Raw genomic sequence first — 16,899 nt, 5'->3', positions numbered from 1 at the left:
AATTCGTCTAGATCGGACCGTGTGTTTTCTTGTTCGATCCACAAGCGCAAGGTCGTGAACATCCGGACGGCTACTCGTCGGCCGAAAAGTTCATGCTGCTCAAACCCTTGACTGAATTCGTCAACGATCCGCAGACTGGCCCGGCCGCACCGGAGGCGAACCACCTCCGGCCGCCACCCCACACCTCCCGCTTCCGCCGCCGCTCGCACCAGGACACCCATGACCGACGACATCCCCGACCTCGACGCCACCGACCTCGCCGCCCGCATCCGGCGGCGCGAGTTGTCCAGCCGCGAGGTCGTCCAGGCGCACCTGGACCGCATCGCGGCGGTGAACCCCGCGATCAACGCGATCGTCACCCTCGACCCCGAGGGCGCCCTCGCCGCCGCCGACGCGGCCGATGCGGCGCTCGCCCGCCGGGAGGCCACCGGCCCGCTGCACGGACTGCCGATCGCCTTCAAGGACACCCACCACACCCGGGGCATGCGCACCACCCACGGGTCCCCGCTGCACGCCGACGACGTGCCCGACCACGACGACCCGCTGGTGGCCCGGGTCACGGCGGCCGGCGCGATCCGGATCGGCAAGACCAACGTCCCCGAGTTCGCGGCCGGCTCGCACACCTTCAACACCGTCTTCGGCACCACCCGCAACCCGTACGACCCCTCCCGCTCGGCGGGCGGCAGCAGCGGCGGGGCGGCCGCGGCCCTCACGGCCGGCATGCAGCCGATCGCCGACGGCAGCGACATGGGCGGCTCGCTGCGCAATCCGGCGTCGTTCTGCAACGTCGTCGGCCTGCGCCCCACGCCGGGCCGCGTCCCGCAGGCCCCCTCAGGCAGCAGTTGGCAGACGCTGGCGGTGGCCGGCCCGATGGCCCGCACGGTCGCCGACACCGCGCTGCTGCTCTCGGCGATGACCGGGCCCGATCCGCGCGACCCGATCGCCCTGGAGACACCCGGCTCGGCGTTCGCGGCGCCCCTGGACTTCGACCCGCGAGGGCTGCGGGTCGCCTGGGCACCGGACTTGGGCGCCGGCGTGCCCGTCGACCCGGAGGTGCTCGACGTCCTGGCGGACGCGGTCGCGGTGTTCGCGGACCTCGGCTGCCACGTCGAGTCGGACAGCCCCGACTTCCGCGGCGCCGACGACGTCTTCCGCACCCTGCGCGCCCACGAGTTCAACCTCGGCCTCGGCCACGTGCTCGATTCCTCGCGCGCGGCGCTCAAACCGAGCCTGGTGTGGAACATCGAGGAGGGCCGCAGGCTCGGCTCGGACGATCTCGCGCGCGCGACGATCGCGCACAGTCGGCTGTACGCGCGTGGCATCGACTTCTTCGATCGCTACGACGTGCTGCTGGCGCCGGTGAGCCAAGTCGTGCCCTTCGACGCCGACCTGGAGTACCCGCAATCGGTCGCCGGACTCGCGCAGCACACCTACCTCGACTGGATGCGTTCGGCGTACTACGTCACGCTGCTCGGCGCCCCCGCGCTGTCGGTGCCGGCCGGATTCACGCCCGGCGGCCTTCCGGTCGGCCTGCAGATCGTCACCGCGCCGCGGTCGGACCTGACCACGCTGCGGATCGGCGCGGCGTTCGAGGCCGCGACCCGACACGGGCGCCGACGCCCGCCCCGGGGCTGACCCCGCCCTCGTCCCCGCCGCGTTCCGTCCCCTCCAGGGAGCCCCGATGAGAAAACGCCACGCCGCATGGGCCGCGCTGCCCGTGCTCGCCTTCTTCGCAACTCCCTACCTGCCGTTCGTCAACGGCCCGCACCTGTGGCTCGGCCTGCCCTCGGTACTGGTCTGGGCCGTCCTGTGGACCGTCGGCTGCACCGTCGCGCTGTTCGCGATCGAGCGCTACGCCGATCACCCCGAGGACGACGACGAGGACGTCGAGCACGAGGTCGACGTCGAGTACGGGGACGACCTCGAGCACGGGGACGACCTCGAGCACGACGGCGCCGGGTCCGCCACGAAGGCCGCAGCCGCATCGGAGATCACGTCGTGAACAGCACCATGGTCATCACCGTGCTCGGCATCGTGGCACTCGCCGCGATCGGCGTCGGCGCCCGTCGGCCGGCCAAGGGCGAACTGGGCGAATGGACCGTCGGCAACCGGCGCTTCTCGGCCATGACCTCGTGGTTCCTCCAGGCCGGCGAGTCCTTCACCACCTTCAGCTTCCTGGGTCTGGCCGGTCTCGCCTTCGGGGGTGGCGTGGCGGCCACCTACGCGCTCGGCTATCTCGCCATTTCCCTCGTCACGATGTACTTCATCGGCCCGCGGACCTGGCGACTGGGCCGCGACCGCGGCTACCTGACCCAGGCCGACTTCTTCGCCGACCGCTTCGCCAGCCCGCTGCTGGGCAAGGTGGTCGCGGTGGTCGGCGCGGTGTTCCTGCTGCCGTACCTGCAGTTGCAGATCACCGGCCTGGGGCTGATCGTGCAACTGGCCACCGGCAGCAAGGCCGGCGGCCACCTGAGCATGGTGCTCGCGACCGTCCTGACCGCGGGCTTCGTATTGTGGTCCGGCATCCGGGGCATCGCCCGCGTGGCGTACGCCAAGGACGTGCTCATGGTCGTCGCGCTCGTCGCGCTCCTGATCGCGGTGCCGATGTCGGTCACCGGCGGGTTCGCGCACATCTTCGACACCGTCCGGGACAGCCACGCGTCATTGCTGACGGTCGGCGGCGACTACGACAAGACCTGGTACACCACCGCGCTGCTGATCAGCGCGATCGGATCGGGCCTGAACACGATGCCGCACCTGTGGCCGCCCGTGCTCTCCGCGCGCAGCGCACGCGCCCTGCGGCAGAACTACATCTGGCTCCCGCTGTACCAGGTCGCCCTGGCGGTCCCGGTGATCGTGGGATTCGCGGCCGTGCTCGAACTCTCGCCGGACAGCGCCGGCAACGGCGTGCTGCTGACCATGGCCGGGCACTCGATGCCCGGTTGGCTCGTCGGCGTGGTCGCGGTCGCCGCGGCCGCCGCCGCGATGGTGCCGTCGGCGGCGATCGTGATGGGCATCTCGACCCTGGTGTCGCACAACCTGGTGCCCGTACGCGGCGAGCGCAACCGACTCCGGGTCAACCACGCGTGCGTAGTGCTCGCGTCCGGCCTCGCCCTGATCCTGGCGCTGGGCCGCCCGGGACTGCTCGCCAACCTGCTGCTGCTCACCTACGGCGGTCTGTCGCAACTGGCGCCGGCCACGGTGATGGCGCTGCGCCGGCGCAACCCGCAGGCCGCGATGCCCGCGCTCCTGGGCATCACGACGGGCATCGGCGTACTGAGCTGGCTGACGTTCGCCCATGTCGACGTGGGGAGTTGGGACGCGGGGTTGATCGCCCTGGCACCCAATCTCGCGGTCACCCTCGCGGCGCACCTGCTGTGGCCGCGGCGCCCGGTCGCGGAGTCGATACCCGAGCACGCGGACCGCGCGCCGCGGAAGCCGAAGCCGGCCGCCGCGGGAGTGTGAGCGCACCCGATCGAGACCCGCCGTGACCGGATCTGCCTTCCGGTCACGGCGGGTTCGCCACGACGACGGGGCGATCTCGCCCGCTTCGTCTACTTCGCGTCCGTGCACCGTGTTCCGGCCGCCGGGAGGCTGCCGTCCACGAGGTAGGCGATGACGTTCGCGTCGACGCACTTGCTGCGGCCGAACGCGCCGTGGCCTTCGCCCTCCAGGGTCAACAGCGTCGCGTGCGCGAGATCCTTGGCCAGCTTCTCGGAAGCGGCGTACGGGGTGGCCGGGTCGCCCGTCGTGCCGACGACCAGGATCGGCGCGGCGCCCTCGGCCCGGATCACGTGCGGCTTCTCGGGCGTCCGATACGGCCAGAACTCGCAACCGGGACCCTCGATGTCGGATGCGACGGTGTCCTTCGAGAACAACGGTGCGTCGGCCTTGAGCTTCGCCAGGACCTGCTGGATCGCCTCGGGGGAGGGAGCGGGAGCGGCGCCGTCGGCACAGCGGATCGCCGCGCGCGAGTCCGAGCCGTTGTCGTAGTGACCCTTCTTGTCCCGGCCCAGGTAGTTGTCCGCGTAGAACAACAGCGCGCTGCCGTCCTTGCCGTTCATGGCCACGGTGAATGCCTCGCGCAGGTACTTCCACGAGGTTTCCTTGTTGCCGTACAACAGGCTCTTCGCGCCCGCCCAGCCGAGACTGGAGGTGAGTTTGCGGCCCTGGCTCGCGGTACGCAGGGGGTTGTCCTGCAACTTGTCGAGGAAGTCGGCGCCGATCTCGGCGGCCCGGTCCGGGTTGCCGCCCAGCGGGCAGCCCTTGCGGGCGGCGCAATCCGCGGCGAACGCGCGGAACGAGCGCTCGAAGCCGATGGTCTGGTCGATGGCCGCGTCGAGTTTGTCGGCCGCCGGGTCCACCACGGCGTCCAGGACGAGGCGGCCCACCCGGTCGGGGAACTCCTCGGCGTACAGCGAGCCGAGGTAGGTTCCGTAGGAGACGCCGAGGTAGTTGAGCTTGTCGTCACCGACCGCACCGCGCAGGACGTCCATGTCGCGAGCCGCGTTGCGGGTGCCCACGAACGGGAGCAGGTCGCCGGACTTTTCCTGGCAGGCGGCGGAGAACGCCTTGCCGCTCCGCTCGCCGTGCGCCTTGCGCTCGATCGGATCGTGCGGCGAGTCCTGGGCGTTGCGCTCGTCCCGGGTCTTGTCGTCCAGGCAGCGCACGGGCGAACTGTCGGCGACACCGCGCGGGTCGAAGCCGAGGACGTCGTAGCGGTCGTGCAGGACGCCGTCGAACTCGGTGAACGCGTACTTGACGAAGTCCTGGCCGGAGCCGCCGGGTCCGCCGGGGTTGAGCACGAGCGAGCCGATCCGCTGATCGGGCTTGGCGGCCGGATGTTGCATCACGGCGATGTCGAGCGACTTGCCGTCGGGAGCGGTGTAGTCCAGCGGGACCTTGAAGGTCCCACACCGGAATTCGCCCTCGTCCTTCTTGGGAGTCGCCGGATCGTCCTGGCACGCCTGCCACGAGATCTTTTGCTCGTAGAAGGGACGCAGCGCGGGGTCCGCCGCTCCCTTGGGCTTTGCCGGCGGCGGGGTGGGCGCCGGCGGCGCGGTCGTCACCGGTGTGGGAACGGGCTTCGCGACGGCGGTGTCGGACGCCCTGTCGCCGGCGCCGGAGGTGCACCCCGCGGCCACGAGCAAGGCTACGGCCACGGGTATGGAACGGCGGAAGGACGCCGCTCGAAAGGGAGTGATCACAGCTCAAGGACTACCACTCGGCGCTTCGGCGGCGCACGGCGATATCCCGCGTCGGACGAACGCATCGCTCGGGGCGGCGTGCCGGCACGCGGCCGGATGCACTCGACCCGGCGTACCGCGACCCGTGCGCCGGGCTGCACGGCCACGGTGAGCAGTGGGTGATCGAAAAGAAGTTCCGGGATGGCGATGAGTTTTCCGGGTGGGCCCGGTCTGATCAATCACAGCGTTCGCAGCGGGAACGAGAGCGACGCGAGACGCCGGAACACAGACACGGGAGCTTCCATGGCCACCACGCACACCGTCACCTCCGCCGACGGCACCACCATCGTGTACGACCGGCACACGCCCGCGGGTGACAGCAGGGGGACGGTGATCCTCGTCGGCGGCGCCTTCAGCTACCGGGGGTTCCCGAAGATGGTGGAACTGGCGCGGTTGTTGGTCGCTTCGTACGGGCTGACCGTCGTCGACTACGACCGTCGCGGTCGTGGTGACAGCGGCGACACCCCGGGGCGCCACGATGTCGCGCAGGAGATCGACGACCTGGCCGCGGTGGTCGCCGCCGAGGGTGGCTCGGCGGCGCTGTTCGGCTGGTCCTCGGGCGCGGGCCTGGCGCTGCGGGCCGCCGCCTCGGGGCGAATTCCCGGGATCGGTCGGGTGGTTGCCTTCGAGCCGCCGTTCGTCGTCGACCGCACCCGCCATGTGCCGCCGGCGGACCTGGGCGAGACCCTGCACGCACTGGTCGCCGCCGACCGACGCGGCAAGGTCGTGCGGTACTTCATGACCAAGGCGATGGGCATTCCCGCCCCGTTCGTGGGGCTGATGCGGATCACCCCGATGTGGTCCAAGCTCACGGCGGTGGCCGGCTCCACGCCGCACGACTGGGCGGTGATGGGCGAGTACATGCGCGGCGAGCCGCTCGACCCCGCCGACTGGGCGGGCGTACGGGTGCCGGTGCTGGTGCTCTCCGGCGCGCGCAGCGACGCGCTGCTGCGTACCGCGGCCCGGGCCGCCACCGCGGTGCTGCCCGATGCCCGGCACATCGAGATCCCGAAGCTCAGCCACAACCCGAACGTCGGGCTGCTGGCCCCGCCCGCCGGCGAGTTCCTCACCAACCAGTCGGCGCCGACGGGCTGATCGCCACAGCCCTTCCCGGGGGCGTTCAGCGACAGGTCATTGCAACGTTTGATGTGTAGTGTTTGCGTTCGGCGGCATTTCATTGCAACGATGTAACCTGCTATGACCTGGGAAAATAGTGGAAACTGACGGTCTTGTCGATTGACCTTCCGGTGAATGCAACTTAGCGTTTCCCCAGCTGGAAAACGGAAGGTCCCGGATCGCGAGTTGCGGAGGCGGCGCGATCCAACGCGCCCTGGCACCCGTCCCGGTGACCACCGCACCGACTACCCGACGTCGCCACCACGAGAAAAAGCGAGATGCTCAAATGCGCATTGTGATTGCCGAGTTCGTCAGCCTCGACGGTGTCGTACAGGCGCCGGGCCACCCGGACGAGGACACCGACGGCGGCTTCGCCCACGGTGGTTGGACCCACCCCTACTTCGACCCGGCGGTGATGGGCAAGGCCCTGGCCGAATGGAGTGCCGGTACCGGGGCCATGCTGTTCGGCCGCAACACCTGGCAGGTCATGGCAGCCGCCTGGCCGGAGCGCGCGGGCGACCCGTTCGCCGACCACATGAACAACGTCACCAAGTACGTGGTGACCAACACGCTCACCGACGACGACCTGACCTGGAACAACACCATCCGCATACCGGGCGACCAGGCCCTGGAGCAGATCGGGAAGCTGCGCGAGATCGACGGCGGCGACCTGGTCGTCACCGGCAGCGCCTCGCTCGCCCGTACTCTCATCGCCGAAGGACTCGCCGACGAACTCCGCCTGATGATCATGCCGGTGCTGCTCGGTGGCGGAAAGACGATCTACCCGGCCGACGGCGCCCTGCGCGCCTTCGACCTCGTCTCCACCGTCACCAGCGGCACCGGTGTCCACGTGGCCACCTACCGGGCCAAGGCCGCCGGCGCCTGACCGCCGATCACCCGTTCTGGGGACGGGTGATCGGCGCCAGGCCGAACCGGGGCCCTCCCGCGCGGCATGCGCTCGCGCATGGCCGCACGGGAGGCCCCTTCTCGGTTCCCGGCTCGGAAAACACACCGGTGGTCCGATACCCGAGTTCGAACCGGTGGGCCGCCCGGCCCTCCGCTCAAAGGTCGCGGTCCTTGCGCAGCGCCTGGAGCAGCCAGGTGAAGTCCGGGAGCAGACCGGGCAGCACGTGCCAGTCGTTGATGACCCACACCAGCCGCCAGTACCGCTCCACGCGCGGATCATCGATCCGTTCGAGGTGTCGGATCGTCCAGGCCGGCAGTTCCGCGTCGGGCACGTGCGGGTACGCGCGCGCGAGCACATGGAGGATGCCCTCGACGACGGGTTCGGCCGCCGCGCCGAGTGGGTCGATGCCCGCTTCCTTCGCAGCGGTGATCCGCTCGCGGAGGGCCTCCAGTACCTCGTCGGAGATGCCGGTATCGGCCCGGTCGCCCTCGCGTGCGGCCGACTTGCGCATGCGGTCGCGGAAATCCTCGTCGCCGATGAGCTCGTTGAGCTCGACCCACGCCCGAACCTGCTCGGGAGAGGGATCGTCGGGGAGGTCGGGGGCGGCGGCGCGCACCATGGTCGCCAGATCGAGGTAGGCGGGTTCGCTGCCGAAGGTGGCGCCGATGAAGTCGTCGATCAGGCGTCGGCGTTCGGTCGCGGTCAGTCGGGTGAGCTTGTGCATGAGGTTGGTCTCCTCCGGGCTGGAGCCATGGGTGGCCACGACTCGCAGGACACTTCGACGCAGCCGCAACGTCCGGATCTGTACGTCGACGGCGTCGAGGTGGGCCGCCGCGACCTCCGCCACCGACACCTTGCGGTCCAGCACCCGACGGATCGTGGCGAGGTCCAGGCCCAACTCCCGCAGCGTGCGGACCAGGTCCAGGCGCAGCAGTGCGTCGAGGTCGTAGAGCCGGTAGCCGGCGGGGCTACGACCCGAGAACGGCACCAATCCCGAGTCGGAGTAGAAGCGGATGGTCTTCACCGACAGTCCGGTGCGTCGGGCGACTTCCCCGATCGCATGCAGGGCCACGTCGTTCATGTCCCTCATCATGGCGTCTCCCCTCACTGGAGACTCAAGGACTTTTTGCCACCGCCGCGCCGGGCCGGCTCGCGTATTGCGCGTGCGACCTCGGCTTCGGGAGGTCAGGGAGGAGGGTCCAGGATCAGGTCGAGGGACAACGTGCCGCCCGTTCCGGTAAACGTGCCGACCGGACGGAAGCCGGTCTTCATCGGGACCGGGCTGATCGCGGTGCTCGGTCGGGCCGAGTCGTCGTCTGGTGTCGCCGTCTCGGTCATGGCTGCGGGGCTGGTTGCCCCGGCCTGTGGGTGACCGGGGGCCAGGGGTTTGTCGCCGGAGATGGGCAGGGTGCGGATGGTGGTTTTGCGCTGTGCGGGGGGCGGGGCTGCGGAGGGAAAGGGTTCTTGTGGCGCTATGGGACCCGGGACTGTGCGGTCACCGATTCTCGATGGTCAGGGTGACCGGGAGTCCCTTCCGGATGCGGCGCAGCAGGCGGCCGCCGTGTACCCTCGGCGCGTCGAAGCCGCGGCGGTCGTCGGCATCGTCGGGGTCCTCGTCGGTGACCAGGACCTCGGGGACGAGCAGCGCGGCCGGATCGCGGTCCTGGGCGAGTTCGAGATACGAGGGGGCGATCACGCCGCCGTGCAGTTCGCCGCCGACGAGGTCGGGGGAGAACTCGGCGGACAGGACCGTCACGGTCGCCCGCAGGTCGCCGTGGATCATGACGAGTTTGTCGGTCATGTTGCCGATGAAGGCGTCCACGTGCACGGTTCCCTGGACCAGGAGCTTGGCGTCGCCTTCGAGGTAGATGTTCCCGGCGCGTAGATCGCCCAGCACGATCAGTGCCGGGCAGCCGTCGTCCACATTGACGACATTGCCGTCGACGGTCAGATCGCCGTCGATGACGTAGCCCGTGCCGGTGGGTTCGGCCTCGTCCAGGTCGAAGTGGCCGGGTATCGAGGTGTTGCCCTCGTGTACGTCGTACGTCTCGTTGTACAGGTTCCCGTACGAGGATTCGGGGAACTCCCGCCGCTCGAAGAGTGCGACGGTTTCCGTCCAGTCGTGCGGGGTGCTTCGCAAGGTCATGGCGCGCACTGTTGCACACCTCCCGGACAGTCGGGGGTCGCCGGAGCCGGGGCTTCCTTCGATCGGCATCCGCGTTTCGCGTTGGGTGTCCCTCGGTACGCCACGCCGCTTTCGATCGGCTCTCGGTTCGGGCTCGGCGGCTCGCGGCGCGTCCGGCTCGTCCGGGTCGGCTTGTGGTTCGGTTGCCGGTCCGCTTCCGGGTTCGTACCGCGCGGCTCCCGCCCTTCCGCGCCGGCTCCCGACCCGTGCTCGGCGCTCGCCGCGCCGTCCCGTCCGCCGCCGGGTGCCGTCGACTAACCTGGCCGTATGCGTTTCGGGGTGCTGGGTTCGCTCGGCGTGTGGTCGGATGACGGCTCGGAGAGCAAGGTCCCCGAGTCGAAGGCCCGCGCCCTTCTCGCGTGTCTCCTGGTGCATCGGGGGCGCCCGGTCTCCGCGGACCGACTCGTCGAGGACCTGTGGGGGGCAAGGCCACCGAGCGATCCCCCGGGAGCGCTGCAGACGAAGGTGTGGCGACTGCGGCGCGCGCTGGAGGACGCCGAGCCGGGCGGACGGCTCCTGGTGGTCTCGCGCCCGCCGGGGTACGAGCTGCGGGTCGGACCCGACGCGGTCGACGCGGACCGTTTCCAGGAGCTGCTCGGGCGGGCGCGGGCGGTCGCCGATCCGCGGACCCGGGCCGCCGTGCTGGCGGACGCGCTGGCGCTGTGGCGCGGTCCCGCGTTCGCCGACTTCGCCGACGAGGAGTTCACCCGCACCGCGGCGACCCTGCTCGAGGAGCAGCGGCTGACCGCGTTGGAGGAACAAGCCGAAGCCCGCCTCGAACTCGGCGAACACGCCCTCGTCGCAGACGAGTTGAGTGACCTGGTCGTCCTGCACCCGCTGCGCGAGCGGATGCGCGCCGCACACGTGCGGGCGCTGTATCTGGCCGGTCGCCAGGACGCGGCCCTGCGCAGCCACGCGGATCTGCGTACCCGGCTGGCCGAGGAACTGGGGCTCGACCCGGGGCCCGAACTGACCGCCCTGCACCACGCGATCCTCACCCAGGACCTCGCCCCGGCCGCCCCACCCGCGCCGGCCGCCCCTTCCAGCCGCCCGCCGAACAACGTGCCGGCCCTGCCGGCCGCACTGATCGGCCGCGACGAGGCGGTCGCCGAACTGCGACTGCTGTCGGCCGCGCACCGGCTGGTGACGCTCACCGGCCCCGGCGGCGTCGGCAAGACGCAGCTCGCGCTGGCGACCGCCGCGCAGCTTGGCGCGACGTTTCCCGCCGGCATCCACCTGGCGGAGTTCTCCGCGCTCGAACCGACATCCGCCACCACACGGACCGGTGCGTGGGCCGAGGTCGACGAGGTGGTCGGTGCGGTGCTCGGAGTGCGGGACGACACCATCCGCCCCGGGGACGAGCCGCTGTCGTCGGCCGCGCGCGTCGCGCACGCGCTGGGGGACCGGCCGGCCCTGTTGATCTTCGACAATTGCGAGCATGTCGCCGAACCCGTGGCCGAGTTGGCCGAACAACTGCTGAAGGCGGCCCCGGGCCTGCGCATCCTGGCCACCAGCCAGGTGCCGCTCGGCATCACCGGCGAGCAGCTGTGGGAGGTACCGCCGCTGCGGCAGCCTGCGTCCGCCGAAGGGCTGAGCGCGGCAGACGTACTCCGGTTCGGCGCGGTGGAGTTGTTCGTGGCACGGGCCACCGCGTCCGCACCCCCTTTCGTCCTGGACGACAGCACCCTGGACGCGGTGGTGTCGATCTGCCGGCGCCTGGACGGCCTTCCGCTGGCCTTGGAGATGGCCGCGACGCGGGTACGGGCGCTGGGGGTACACGAGTTGGCCGCCCGCCTGGACGACCGTTTCCACCTGCTGGCGGTGGGTGCGCGCCGCGCCCCGGCCCGGCAGCGGACGTTGCGGGCGGTGATCGACTGGAGCTGGGACCTGCTCGGCGACCGGGAACAGGCGGTGCTGCGGCGCCTGGCCGTACACGCGGACGGGTGCACGCTCGCCGCCGCGGAGGAACTCTGCACCGGGGACGGCGTGGACCGGGCGGAGGTGCTCGACCTGGTGGCCCGCCTGGTGGACTGTTCGCTGGTGGTGATGACCGAGAGCCCGGGCGCCGAAGGACCCCGCTATCGGATGCTGGAGTCGGTGGCCGCGTACGCCGCGGAACGACTGGTGGAATCCGGCGAGTCCGCGGTCTACCGGCGCAGGCACCGCGCCTACTACACGGCGCTGGCCGAGCGGGCCGAGCCGCACCTGCGCGGCCACGAGCAGCGCCGATGGCTGCGCCGGCTGGACATCGAGAACGCGAACCTGCGCTCCGCGCTGGACGGCGCCGTGCGGGCCGGGGACGCCGACTGCGCGCTGCGCCTGGTGAACGCGCTGGCCTGGTACTGGTGTCTGCGTGGACGCAACAACGAGGCCCAACGCTCCCTCGCCGCGGCCCTGTCGGTCGATACGGATGCCCCCGCCGGGTCGGTGGCCGAGGCGACGGCCTGGCTGGGCGGTGTCACGCTGGCGCTCCGCGGCAGCGCGGACCCCGTCGGCGAGTACCGCGCCGCGCTGCGGCCGTACGAAACCGTCGACGACCCGCCGGCCCGGGCCCGGGCACAGTGGTTCGTGGCGTCCAACCTGTACGGCGTCGGTGATTCCTCGCCGAGTCTGCACCTGGTCGAGTCCGCGCTCGCGACGTTCCGATCGATCGGCGACCGGTGGGGCACGGCCGCGGCGCTCGCCGGCCTGGCCTTCCACGCGAAGCTGCGTGGGGACTTCGGCGTGCTGCGCGGCCATGGTGAGCGGAGCCTGGAGCTGTTCCGGGAACTGGGCGACCAGTGGGGGCAGTTGCGGGCCATGGTGCCGCTGCAGACGCTGGCCGAGGTGATGGGCGACTACGAACGCGCCGGGCGGCTGCACCGCGAGGGGCTGCGGATGGCCGAGGACCTCGGGCTGTGGCCGGAGGTGTCCTTCCAACTCTCGGGCCTGGGACGCGTCGCCATGCTCACCCGGGACTACCCGGGAGCCCGGGAGTTCCACGAGCGGGCCAAGCGGGTCGCGGTCGCGCAGGCGGACACCTTCGGCGAGCAGTACGCGGAGATCGGACTCGGGATGGGGGCCCGCCGCGCGGGTGACCTGGACGCCGCCGAGGAGCACATGCGGAATGTGCTGGAGGTGCACCGGCGGATGGGGTACGAGCCGAGCCTGCCGGCGTTGATCCTGGCCGAGCTCGGGTTCGTCGCCGAGCTGCGGGGCGAGACGGCGACGGCCCTGGAGTTGCAGCTCGAGGGTCTGTCCGCGGCCCGAGCATCCGGGGACCCCCGGGCGGTTGCGCTGGCGCTGGAGGGCCTGGCCGGCGCACAGGTGTCGGGGGGCCACGCCGACCACGCGGCGCGGCTGCTCGGCGCGGCTGCGGCGGCCCGCGGCTCGGTCGGTATCCCGTTGCCCGAGGGCGAACAGGACGACGTGGTCCGCATCACGGCGCGGGCCCGCGACATCCTGGGCGACGCGCGCTTCGACGCCGCGTACGGCACGCATGTCCCCTGGGACGGCACGTCGAGCGTGGACGCCCTCCTCGCCGACCCGTCCCTCCCCGACACCGCCCGAACGCGGACACCGAGCGACGAGTGAAGGCGGTCGAAGGCGGCCACGCCCCACCCGCCGATGGAACACGGCGGTCCGACACCCGCCGGGAATTCGGCCGTTGTCGCCCGCCGTGGCGGGATTGCGGCCGGGACGCCCGACACCCGCCGACCGGACCCCGTGTCGGGGGCGGTCGGCGGGTGTCGGCGCGCGGGGCGGTCGGCCGGCGGCGGGCCGGACGAGAGGACGAGGTCGCAGACCTGCTGCGCGCGGTGCGGAAGGAGATGGGTGCCGAAGCACCGCTCGACTGCTTTCCGCCGAGTACGGGAAACCCGCCGAGGTGGCCGGCCTGGTCCGGCGTGTGCGCACCGCGACGGACCGGATCGATCTGCTCGTCGACAACGCCCGATGCCCCGGAGCGCGCACCCGGACCGTGAACGTTGCGGGCACCGAACCCACCTTCCGGACCAACTACCCGGCTCCCGCGCAACCGACGGACGGGCGGTGGACTCTCCCCCCGTGGGAGAGTCCACGATGGTGGTGTGCACGACGAACTTCTCACCATCGGGCGCTTCGCCCGCCTGTGTCGGCTCAGTGTCAAGCAGCTCCGGCACTACGACGAACTGGGACTGCTGGCACCGGCCCACGTGGACGCCGGCTCCGGGTATCGCTACTACGCGCCCGAACAGGCCCGGGACGCCCTGACCATCGGCCTGCTGCGGGACATGGATCTGCCGCTGGCCGTCATCGCCCGGGCGCTGGTTGCCGAGCCCGCCTCCAGGGCGCGGATCCTGGGTGCGGAACGGGATCGGCTGGCCGAGCGGATCAGCAGGGACCGGGCACGGCTGGAGATGCTGGAACGCCTGGTCGAAGGCGGCCTGCCCGGCTATGAGGTGACGATGGGCAGCGAGCCGGAGCGCCGGTTGGCGGTGGTACGAGCGGTCTGTGCCCCGGAGGGGATCGGAGCGACGATCGCGGAGTGCGTGGGTCGGTTGTTGCCCGCACTCGCCGGGGCCGAAATCGCCTGGGAGCCACCGTTGTGGGCCCTGTACCCGCTGGATTTGGAAGACCGGATGGAGATCGCCCTCGGGGCGCATACGCCGCACGGGAAGGGCGTGCCCGGTCCGGAGTTCGAGGTGTTGCCCGGCGGCCCGGTGGCCGAGACCGTGCACATCGGGCCCTACACCCAACTGCCGCTGGCCTACAACGCGCTCTTCGCCGCCATCCACGAGCGGGGGCTGCGCCCGCGGGCGCCCGTACGCGAGGTCTATCTCGTCGCGCCGGCCGAGGCACCGCAAGAAGAGCTGATGACCCGGTTGATCATCCCCGTCCAGGAGGACACGGCATGACCACGCTCGAAGACATCGACATCCGCGGAATGCGGCACTGCGAGACGACAGCCCTGGGAGTGCTGTTGCGGCACCAGGGACTCGATCTGTCCGAGCCCATGCTCTTCGGGCTCGGCTCGGGTCTGTCCTTCATCTACTGGGACGGCAAGAATCTGGACTTCCCGTTCCTCGGCGGACGGGTCAAGCCCTTCGAGCTCACCAGGAACCTGGCCGAAAGACTCGACCTGGAACTCCTGGTCCAGGAGACCACCTCGCCGCGCAAGGCATGGGAGAACGTGGCTGCCTCCATCGACGCGGGTCGCCCTGTCGGATTGCAGCTGGACAGCTACCACCTGGACTACTTCGCGTCGAAGGTGCACTTCGGCGCCCATGTCGTGGCGATGTACGGCTACGACGACCACGACGCGCACCTGGTGGACACCGACCAGCAGGGCGGAGCGGTATCCACCAGCCTGATCAGCCTCGCCCGGGCCAGAGCCGCGCGCGGCCCGATGACCGCCAGGCACCGATCCTTCACCCTCACCGTGCCCGAGAACCCGCCCTCGGTGCAGGACCTGGTCATTCCCGCCATCACGGTCTGCGCCCACGCCTTCCTCAACCCGCCGATCGCCAACCTGGGTCACCGGGGCATCGAGAAGGCAGGCAAGCTGATACCCGGTTGGCTCAAGCGCACGGACACCCCGCGACGGGATCTGCCCCAGGCCGCCGTCCTGATGGAGAGGGCCGGGACCGGCGGCGCGCTGTTCCGCAATCTCTACCGCGACTTTCTCGCCGAGTGCGCGCAATGGATCGACAGCGGCCGGCTGCGCACCGGCCTCGCGCTGTACACGGAGGCAGCCATCCTCTGGACGGAAGCGGCGGAACTGATCACGAAGGCCGGTGAATCGGGCGACGGAGGATGCCTTGCGCAGGCCGGCGCCGTCGTCGGCGATCTGGCCCGCATCGAGCGTGAGGCCATGCAGGCGCTGAGTCGCCTGCGGGAGTGAGGCGTCGGCCGCGGCGTGCCGCTGCCCGCGCTCTACGCCGGATGCCCGATGCCCGATCGGAGCAGAGGCCCGGCGCCCGATTGGACTGAGCGTCCAATGTTAGACTTCCCGTCCAATGCGAGGAAGGTGAACATGGACGTCTATCTCGACCCCCGCTCCGGCCGGACCTACCCACTCGACGCGCTGCGTTGGCAAGGCGACGACGGCGCGCCGCTGTTGGTCGGGCCGCGGCCGGGCATCGGGCCGAAGGACATCGAGACCTCCACGCGCTCCCTGTGGCGCTACCGCGCCGCGCTCCCGGGAGACGTCACCCGACCGGTGTCGCTCGGCGAGGGGTGCACCCCGCTGATCGAAAGGCGCTGGGGGGAACGGGAGGTGCACTTCAAGCTCGAATGGTTCAACCCGAGCGGCAGCTTCAAGGATCGCGGAACCAGCGTGATGATGTCGCTGCTCGCCCAGCGCGGAGTGCGGTCGGTACTCGAGGACAGCTCCGGCAACGGGGGCTCCTCGGTGGCGGCCTACTGTGCCGCCGCCGGCATCCGAGCCCGGATCCTGGCCCCGGAGGGCACGTCCGCGGCGAAGGTGTTGCAGGCCCGTGCGTACGGTGCAGAGGTGGTGCTCGTGCCGGGCGGTCGGGCGGCCGCCGGGGAGCAGGCGATGCGCGAGGCGCGAACCACCGCGTACGCCGGCCACAACTGGCACCCCCTCTTCCTCGAGGGCACCAAGACCTTGGCGTACGAGATGTGGGAGGACCTGGGCTTCGCCGCACCGGACGTCGTCGTCACCGTCGCCGGCGCGGGCAGCATCGTACTGGGATGCGATCTGGGCTTCGGCGAGTTGCTCGACGCGGGTCACATCGACCGGCGCCCTCGGCTGCTGGTCGCCCAACCCGAACGATGCGCGCCCATCCACGCGGCGTTCCACGGCGGCCCCGCCGTCGACGTCGGGCCCACGATCGCCGAGGGCACGGCCATCGAGTCGCCCATCCGTCTACCGGAAATCGTGGACGCGATCCGGCGATCGGGCGGCGACACCGTGGCGATCCCGGAGGACGACATCATCGGGGCGACCCGCCGACTGGCGGGCATCGGCCTCTACGCTGAGCCGACCTCGGCCTCGGCCGCCGCCGCGATCGACGCCTTCACCGCCAAGGGCGCGATCCGGCCCGGCGACAGGGTCGTGGTCGTCCTGACCGGATCGGGCCTCAAGGCCGCCGCCGCGATGGCGAGTGTGTTCCCGTGACCGAGACGAACCGCTGCCCTGCGAGGCCGAGAGAACGACCCCCGACCCCCACACAGTGACTGATGCCCACGCCGGCGGCGTCCAGCAGGCACAACAACTGCTGCGCGCCGCTGCACGCACCCGCGACGACACCCTCCGATCCGGGCCGCGCCGCGTTGGCGAAGCCGAATCCGACCCCGCCCGGCACCGCCGTCCCGCGATCGGGACCGATCACCGACAACCTGCGTCGCGCCGCCTCCTTCCATGAGCCGCACCTCGTGCGCAAGCCCTCGCTGTTCCGTGCCGGCGGTTACCGAAAGTGCGACCCGAAACGGCGGCCGGCCCACGCCTCTCGGGGGTCGGC

At 71.1% G+C, this 16,899-nt stretch carries 13 protein-coding genes; 9 read left to right on the top strand and 4 right to left on the bottom strand.

The genetic code is table 11. The features are described 5' to 3' along the window. The first annotated feature begins 219 nt into the window (after window positions 1–219). Genes ACIRL2_RS37790 through ACIRL2_RS37780 form a run of 3 tightly spaced genes read left to right on the top strand, consistent with a single transcriptional unit; the run spans window position 220 to window position 3,465 of the window. Complete coding sequence (locus ACIRL2_RS37790; RefSeq protein WP_402238390.1) at window positions 220–1,635, top strand: amidase; 1,416 nt, start codon at window positions 220–222, stop codon at window positions 1,633–1,635. 46 nt (window positions 1,636–1,681) lie between these two features. Next, the gene (locus ACIRL2_RS37785) at window positions 1,682–2,002 is read left to right on the top strand and encodes a hypothetical protein (protein ID WP_402238389.1); all 321 of its coding nucleotides are present in this window, start codon (window positions 1,682–1,684) and stop codon (window positions 2,000–2,002) included. Continuing rightward, the gene (locus ACIRL2_RS37780; RefSeq protein ID WP_402238387.1) at window positions 1,999–3,465 is read left to right on the top strand and encodes a sodium:solute symporter; all 1,467 of its coding nucleotides are present in this window, start codon (window positions 1,999–2,001) and stop codon (window positions 3,463–3,465) included. The genes ACIRL2_RS37785 and ACIRL2_RS37780 overlap by 4 nt, the downstream gene beginning before the upstream one ends. An 89-nt stretch (window positions 3,466–3,554) precedes the next feature. On the opposite strand, the gene ACIRL2_RS37775 is transcribed toward ACIRL2_RS37780, so the two are convergent. Continuing rightward, on the bottom strand, window positions 3,555–5,069 hold the full coding sequence (locus ACIRL2_RS37775; RefSeq protein WP_402238384.1) for an alpha/beta hydrolase: 1,515 nt from the start codon (window positions 5,067–5,069) through the stop codon (window positions 3,555–3,557). A gap of 420 nt (window positions 5,070–5,489) precedes the next feature. On the opposite strand from ACIRL2_RS37775, the gene ACIRL2_RS37770 reads away from it, so the two are divergent. Both ACIRL2_RS37770 and ACIRL2_RS37765 read left to right on the top strand, forming a co-directional pair. Beyond that, window positions 5,490–6,341, top strand: coding sequence for an alpha/beta fold hydrolase (locus ACIRL2_RS37770; protein WP_395869665.1), 852 nt, complete (start codon window positions 5,490–5,492; stop codon window positions 6,339–6,341). Window positions 6,342–6,648: 307 nt separating this feature from the next. Beyond that, the gene (locus ACIRL2_RS37765; RefSeq protein ID WP_395869663.1) at window positions 6,649–7,248 is read left to right on the top strand and encodes a dihydrofolate reductase family protein; all 600 of its coding nucleotides are present in this window, start codon (window positions 6,649–6,651) and stop codon (window positions 7,246–7,248) included. Between the two features lie 175 nt (window positions 7,249–7,423). On the opposite strand, the gene ACIRL2_RS37760 is transcribed toward ACIRL2_RS37765, so the two are convergent. The 3 genes from ACIRL2_RS37760 to ACIRL2_RS37750 all read right to left on the bottom strand — a co-directional run bounded on the left by ACIRL2_RS37760 (window position 7,424) and on the right by ACIRL2_RS37750 (window position 9,415). Further along, entirely contained in the window at window positions 7,424–8,350 is a 927-nt protein-coding gene (locus ACIRL2_RS37760; protein ID WP_402238381.1) for a MerR family transcriptional regulator, read from the bottom strand. Window positions 8,351–8,454: 104 nt separating this feature from the next. Beyond that, window positions 8,455–8,607, bottom strand: a complete 153-nt coding sequence (locus ACIRL2_RS37755) for a hypothetical protein (protein WP_395869659.1) — start codon at window positions 8,605–8,607, stop codon at window positions 8,455–8,457. Window positions 8,608–8,764: 157 nt separating this feature from the next. Then, window positions 8,765–9,415 (bottom strand): hypothetical protein, encoded by a 651-nt coding sequence (locus ACIRL2_RS37750; protein WP_402238378.1) that lies wholly within the window; start codon window positions 9,413–9,415, stop codon window positions 8,765–8,767. 306 nt (window positions 9,416–9,721) lie between these two features. On the opposite strand from ACIRL2_RS37750, the gene ACIRL2_RS37745 reads away from it, so the two are divergent. From ACIRL2_RS37745 to ACIRL2_RS37730, 4 genes are all read left to right on the top strand, one after another. Then, window positions 9,722–13,027 carry a BTAD domain-containing putative transcriptional regulator gene (locus tag ACIRL2_RS37745; protein WP_402238376.1) on the top strand — a complete coding sequence of 1,102 codons (3,306 nt, stop codon included), beginning with the start codon at window positions 9,722–9,724 and terminating at the stop codon, window positions 13,025–13,027. A 494-nt stretch (window positions 13,028–13,521) separates the two neighbouring features. After that, a complete protein-coding gene (locus tag ACIRL2_RS37740; protein ID WP_402238374.1) occupies window positions 13,522–14,328 on the top strand; it encodes a MerR family transcriptional regulator in 807 nt (268 codons plus the stop codon). Next, a complete protein-coding gene (locus ACIRL2_RS37735; protein WP_402238371.1) occupies window positions 14,325–15,314 on the top strand; it encodes a BtrH N-terminal domain-containing protein in 990 nt (329 codons plus the stop codon). Before ACIRL2_RS37740 ends, ACIRL2_RS37735 begins: the two co-directional genes overlap by 4 nt. Before the next feature lie 132 nt (window positions 15,315–15,446). Continuing rightward, window positions 15,447–16,556 carry a pyridoxal-phosphate dependent enzyme gene (locus tag ACIRL2_RS37730; protein WP_395869649.1) on the top strand — a complete coding sequence of 370 codons (1,110 nt, stop codon included), beginning with the start codon at window positions 15,447–15,449 and terminating at the stop codon, window positions 16,554–16,556. The last annotated feature ends 343 nt before the right edge of the window (window positions 16,557–16,899 follow it).

Origin of the sequence: Embleya sp. NPDC127516 (assembly GCF_044765325.1) — a bacterium.
GTDB lineage: Bacteria > Actinomycetota > Actinomycetes > Streptomycetales > Streptomycetaceae > Embleya.
Note: the sequence above shows the minus strand (reverse complement) of the source record. Positions and strands in the feature narration are given on the sequence as shown.

Excerpts from the sequence above, each read along its gene's own strand:
- ACIRL2_RS37790 (WP_402238390.1), top strand. The coding sequence starts at position 220 with ATGACCGACGACATCCCCGACCTCGACGCCACCGACCTCGCCGCCCGC.
- ACIRL2_RS37785 (WP_402238389.1), top strand. The coding sequence starts at position 1,682 with ATGAGAAAACGCCACGCCGCATGGGCCGCGCTGCCCGTGCTCGCCTTC.
- ACIRL2_RS37770 (WP_395869665.1), top strand. The coding sequence starts at position 5,490 with ATGGCCACCACGCACACCGTCACCTCCGCCGACGGCACCACCATCGTG.
- ACIRL2_RS37765 (WP_395869663.1), top strand. The coding sequence starts at position 6,649 with ATGCGCATTGTGATTGCCGAGTTCGTCAGCCTCGACGGTGTCGTACAG.
- ACIRL2_RS37760 (WP_402238381.1), bottom strand. The coding sequence starts at position 8,350 with ATGAACGACGTGGCCCTGCATGCGATCGGGGAAGTCGCCCGACGCACC.
- ACIRL2_RS37755 (WP_395869659.1), bottom strand. The coding sequence starts at position 8,607 with ATGACCGAGACGGCGACACCAGACGACGACTCGGCCCGACCGAGCACC.
- ACIRL2_RS37750 (WP_402238378.1), bottom strand. The coding sequence starts at position 9,415 with ATGACCTTGCGAAGCACCCCGCACGACTGGACGGAAACCGTCGCACTC.
- ACIRL2_RS37745 (WP_402238376.1), top strand. The coding sequence starts at position 9,722 with ATGCGTTTCGGGGTGCTGGGTTCGCTCGGCGTGTGGTCGGATGACGGC.
- ACIRL2_RS37735 (WP_402238371.1), top strand. The coding sequence starts at position 14,325 with ATGACCACGCTCGAAGACATCGACATCCGCGGAATGCGGCACTGCGAG.
- ACIRL2_RS37730 (WP_395869649.1), top strand. The coding sequence starts at position 15,447 with ATGGACGTCTATCTCGACCCCCGCTCCGGCCGGACCTACCCACTCGAC.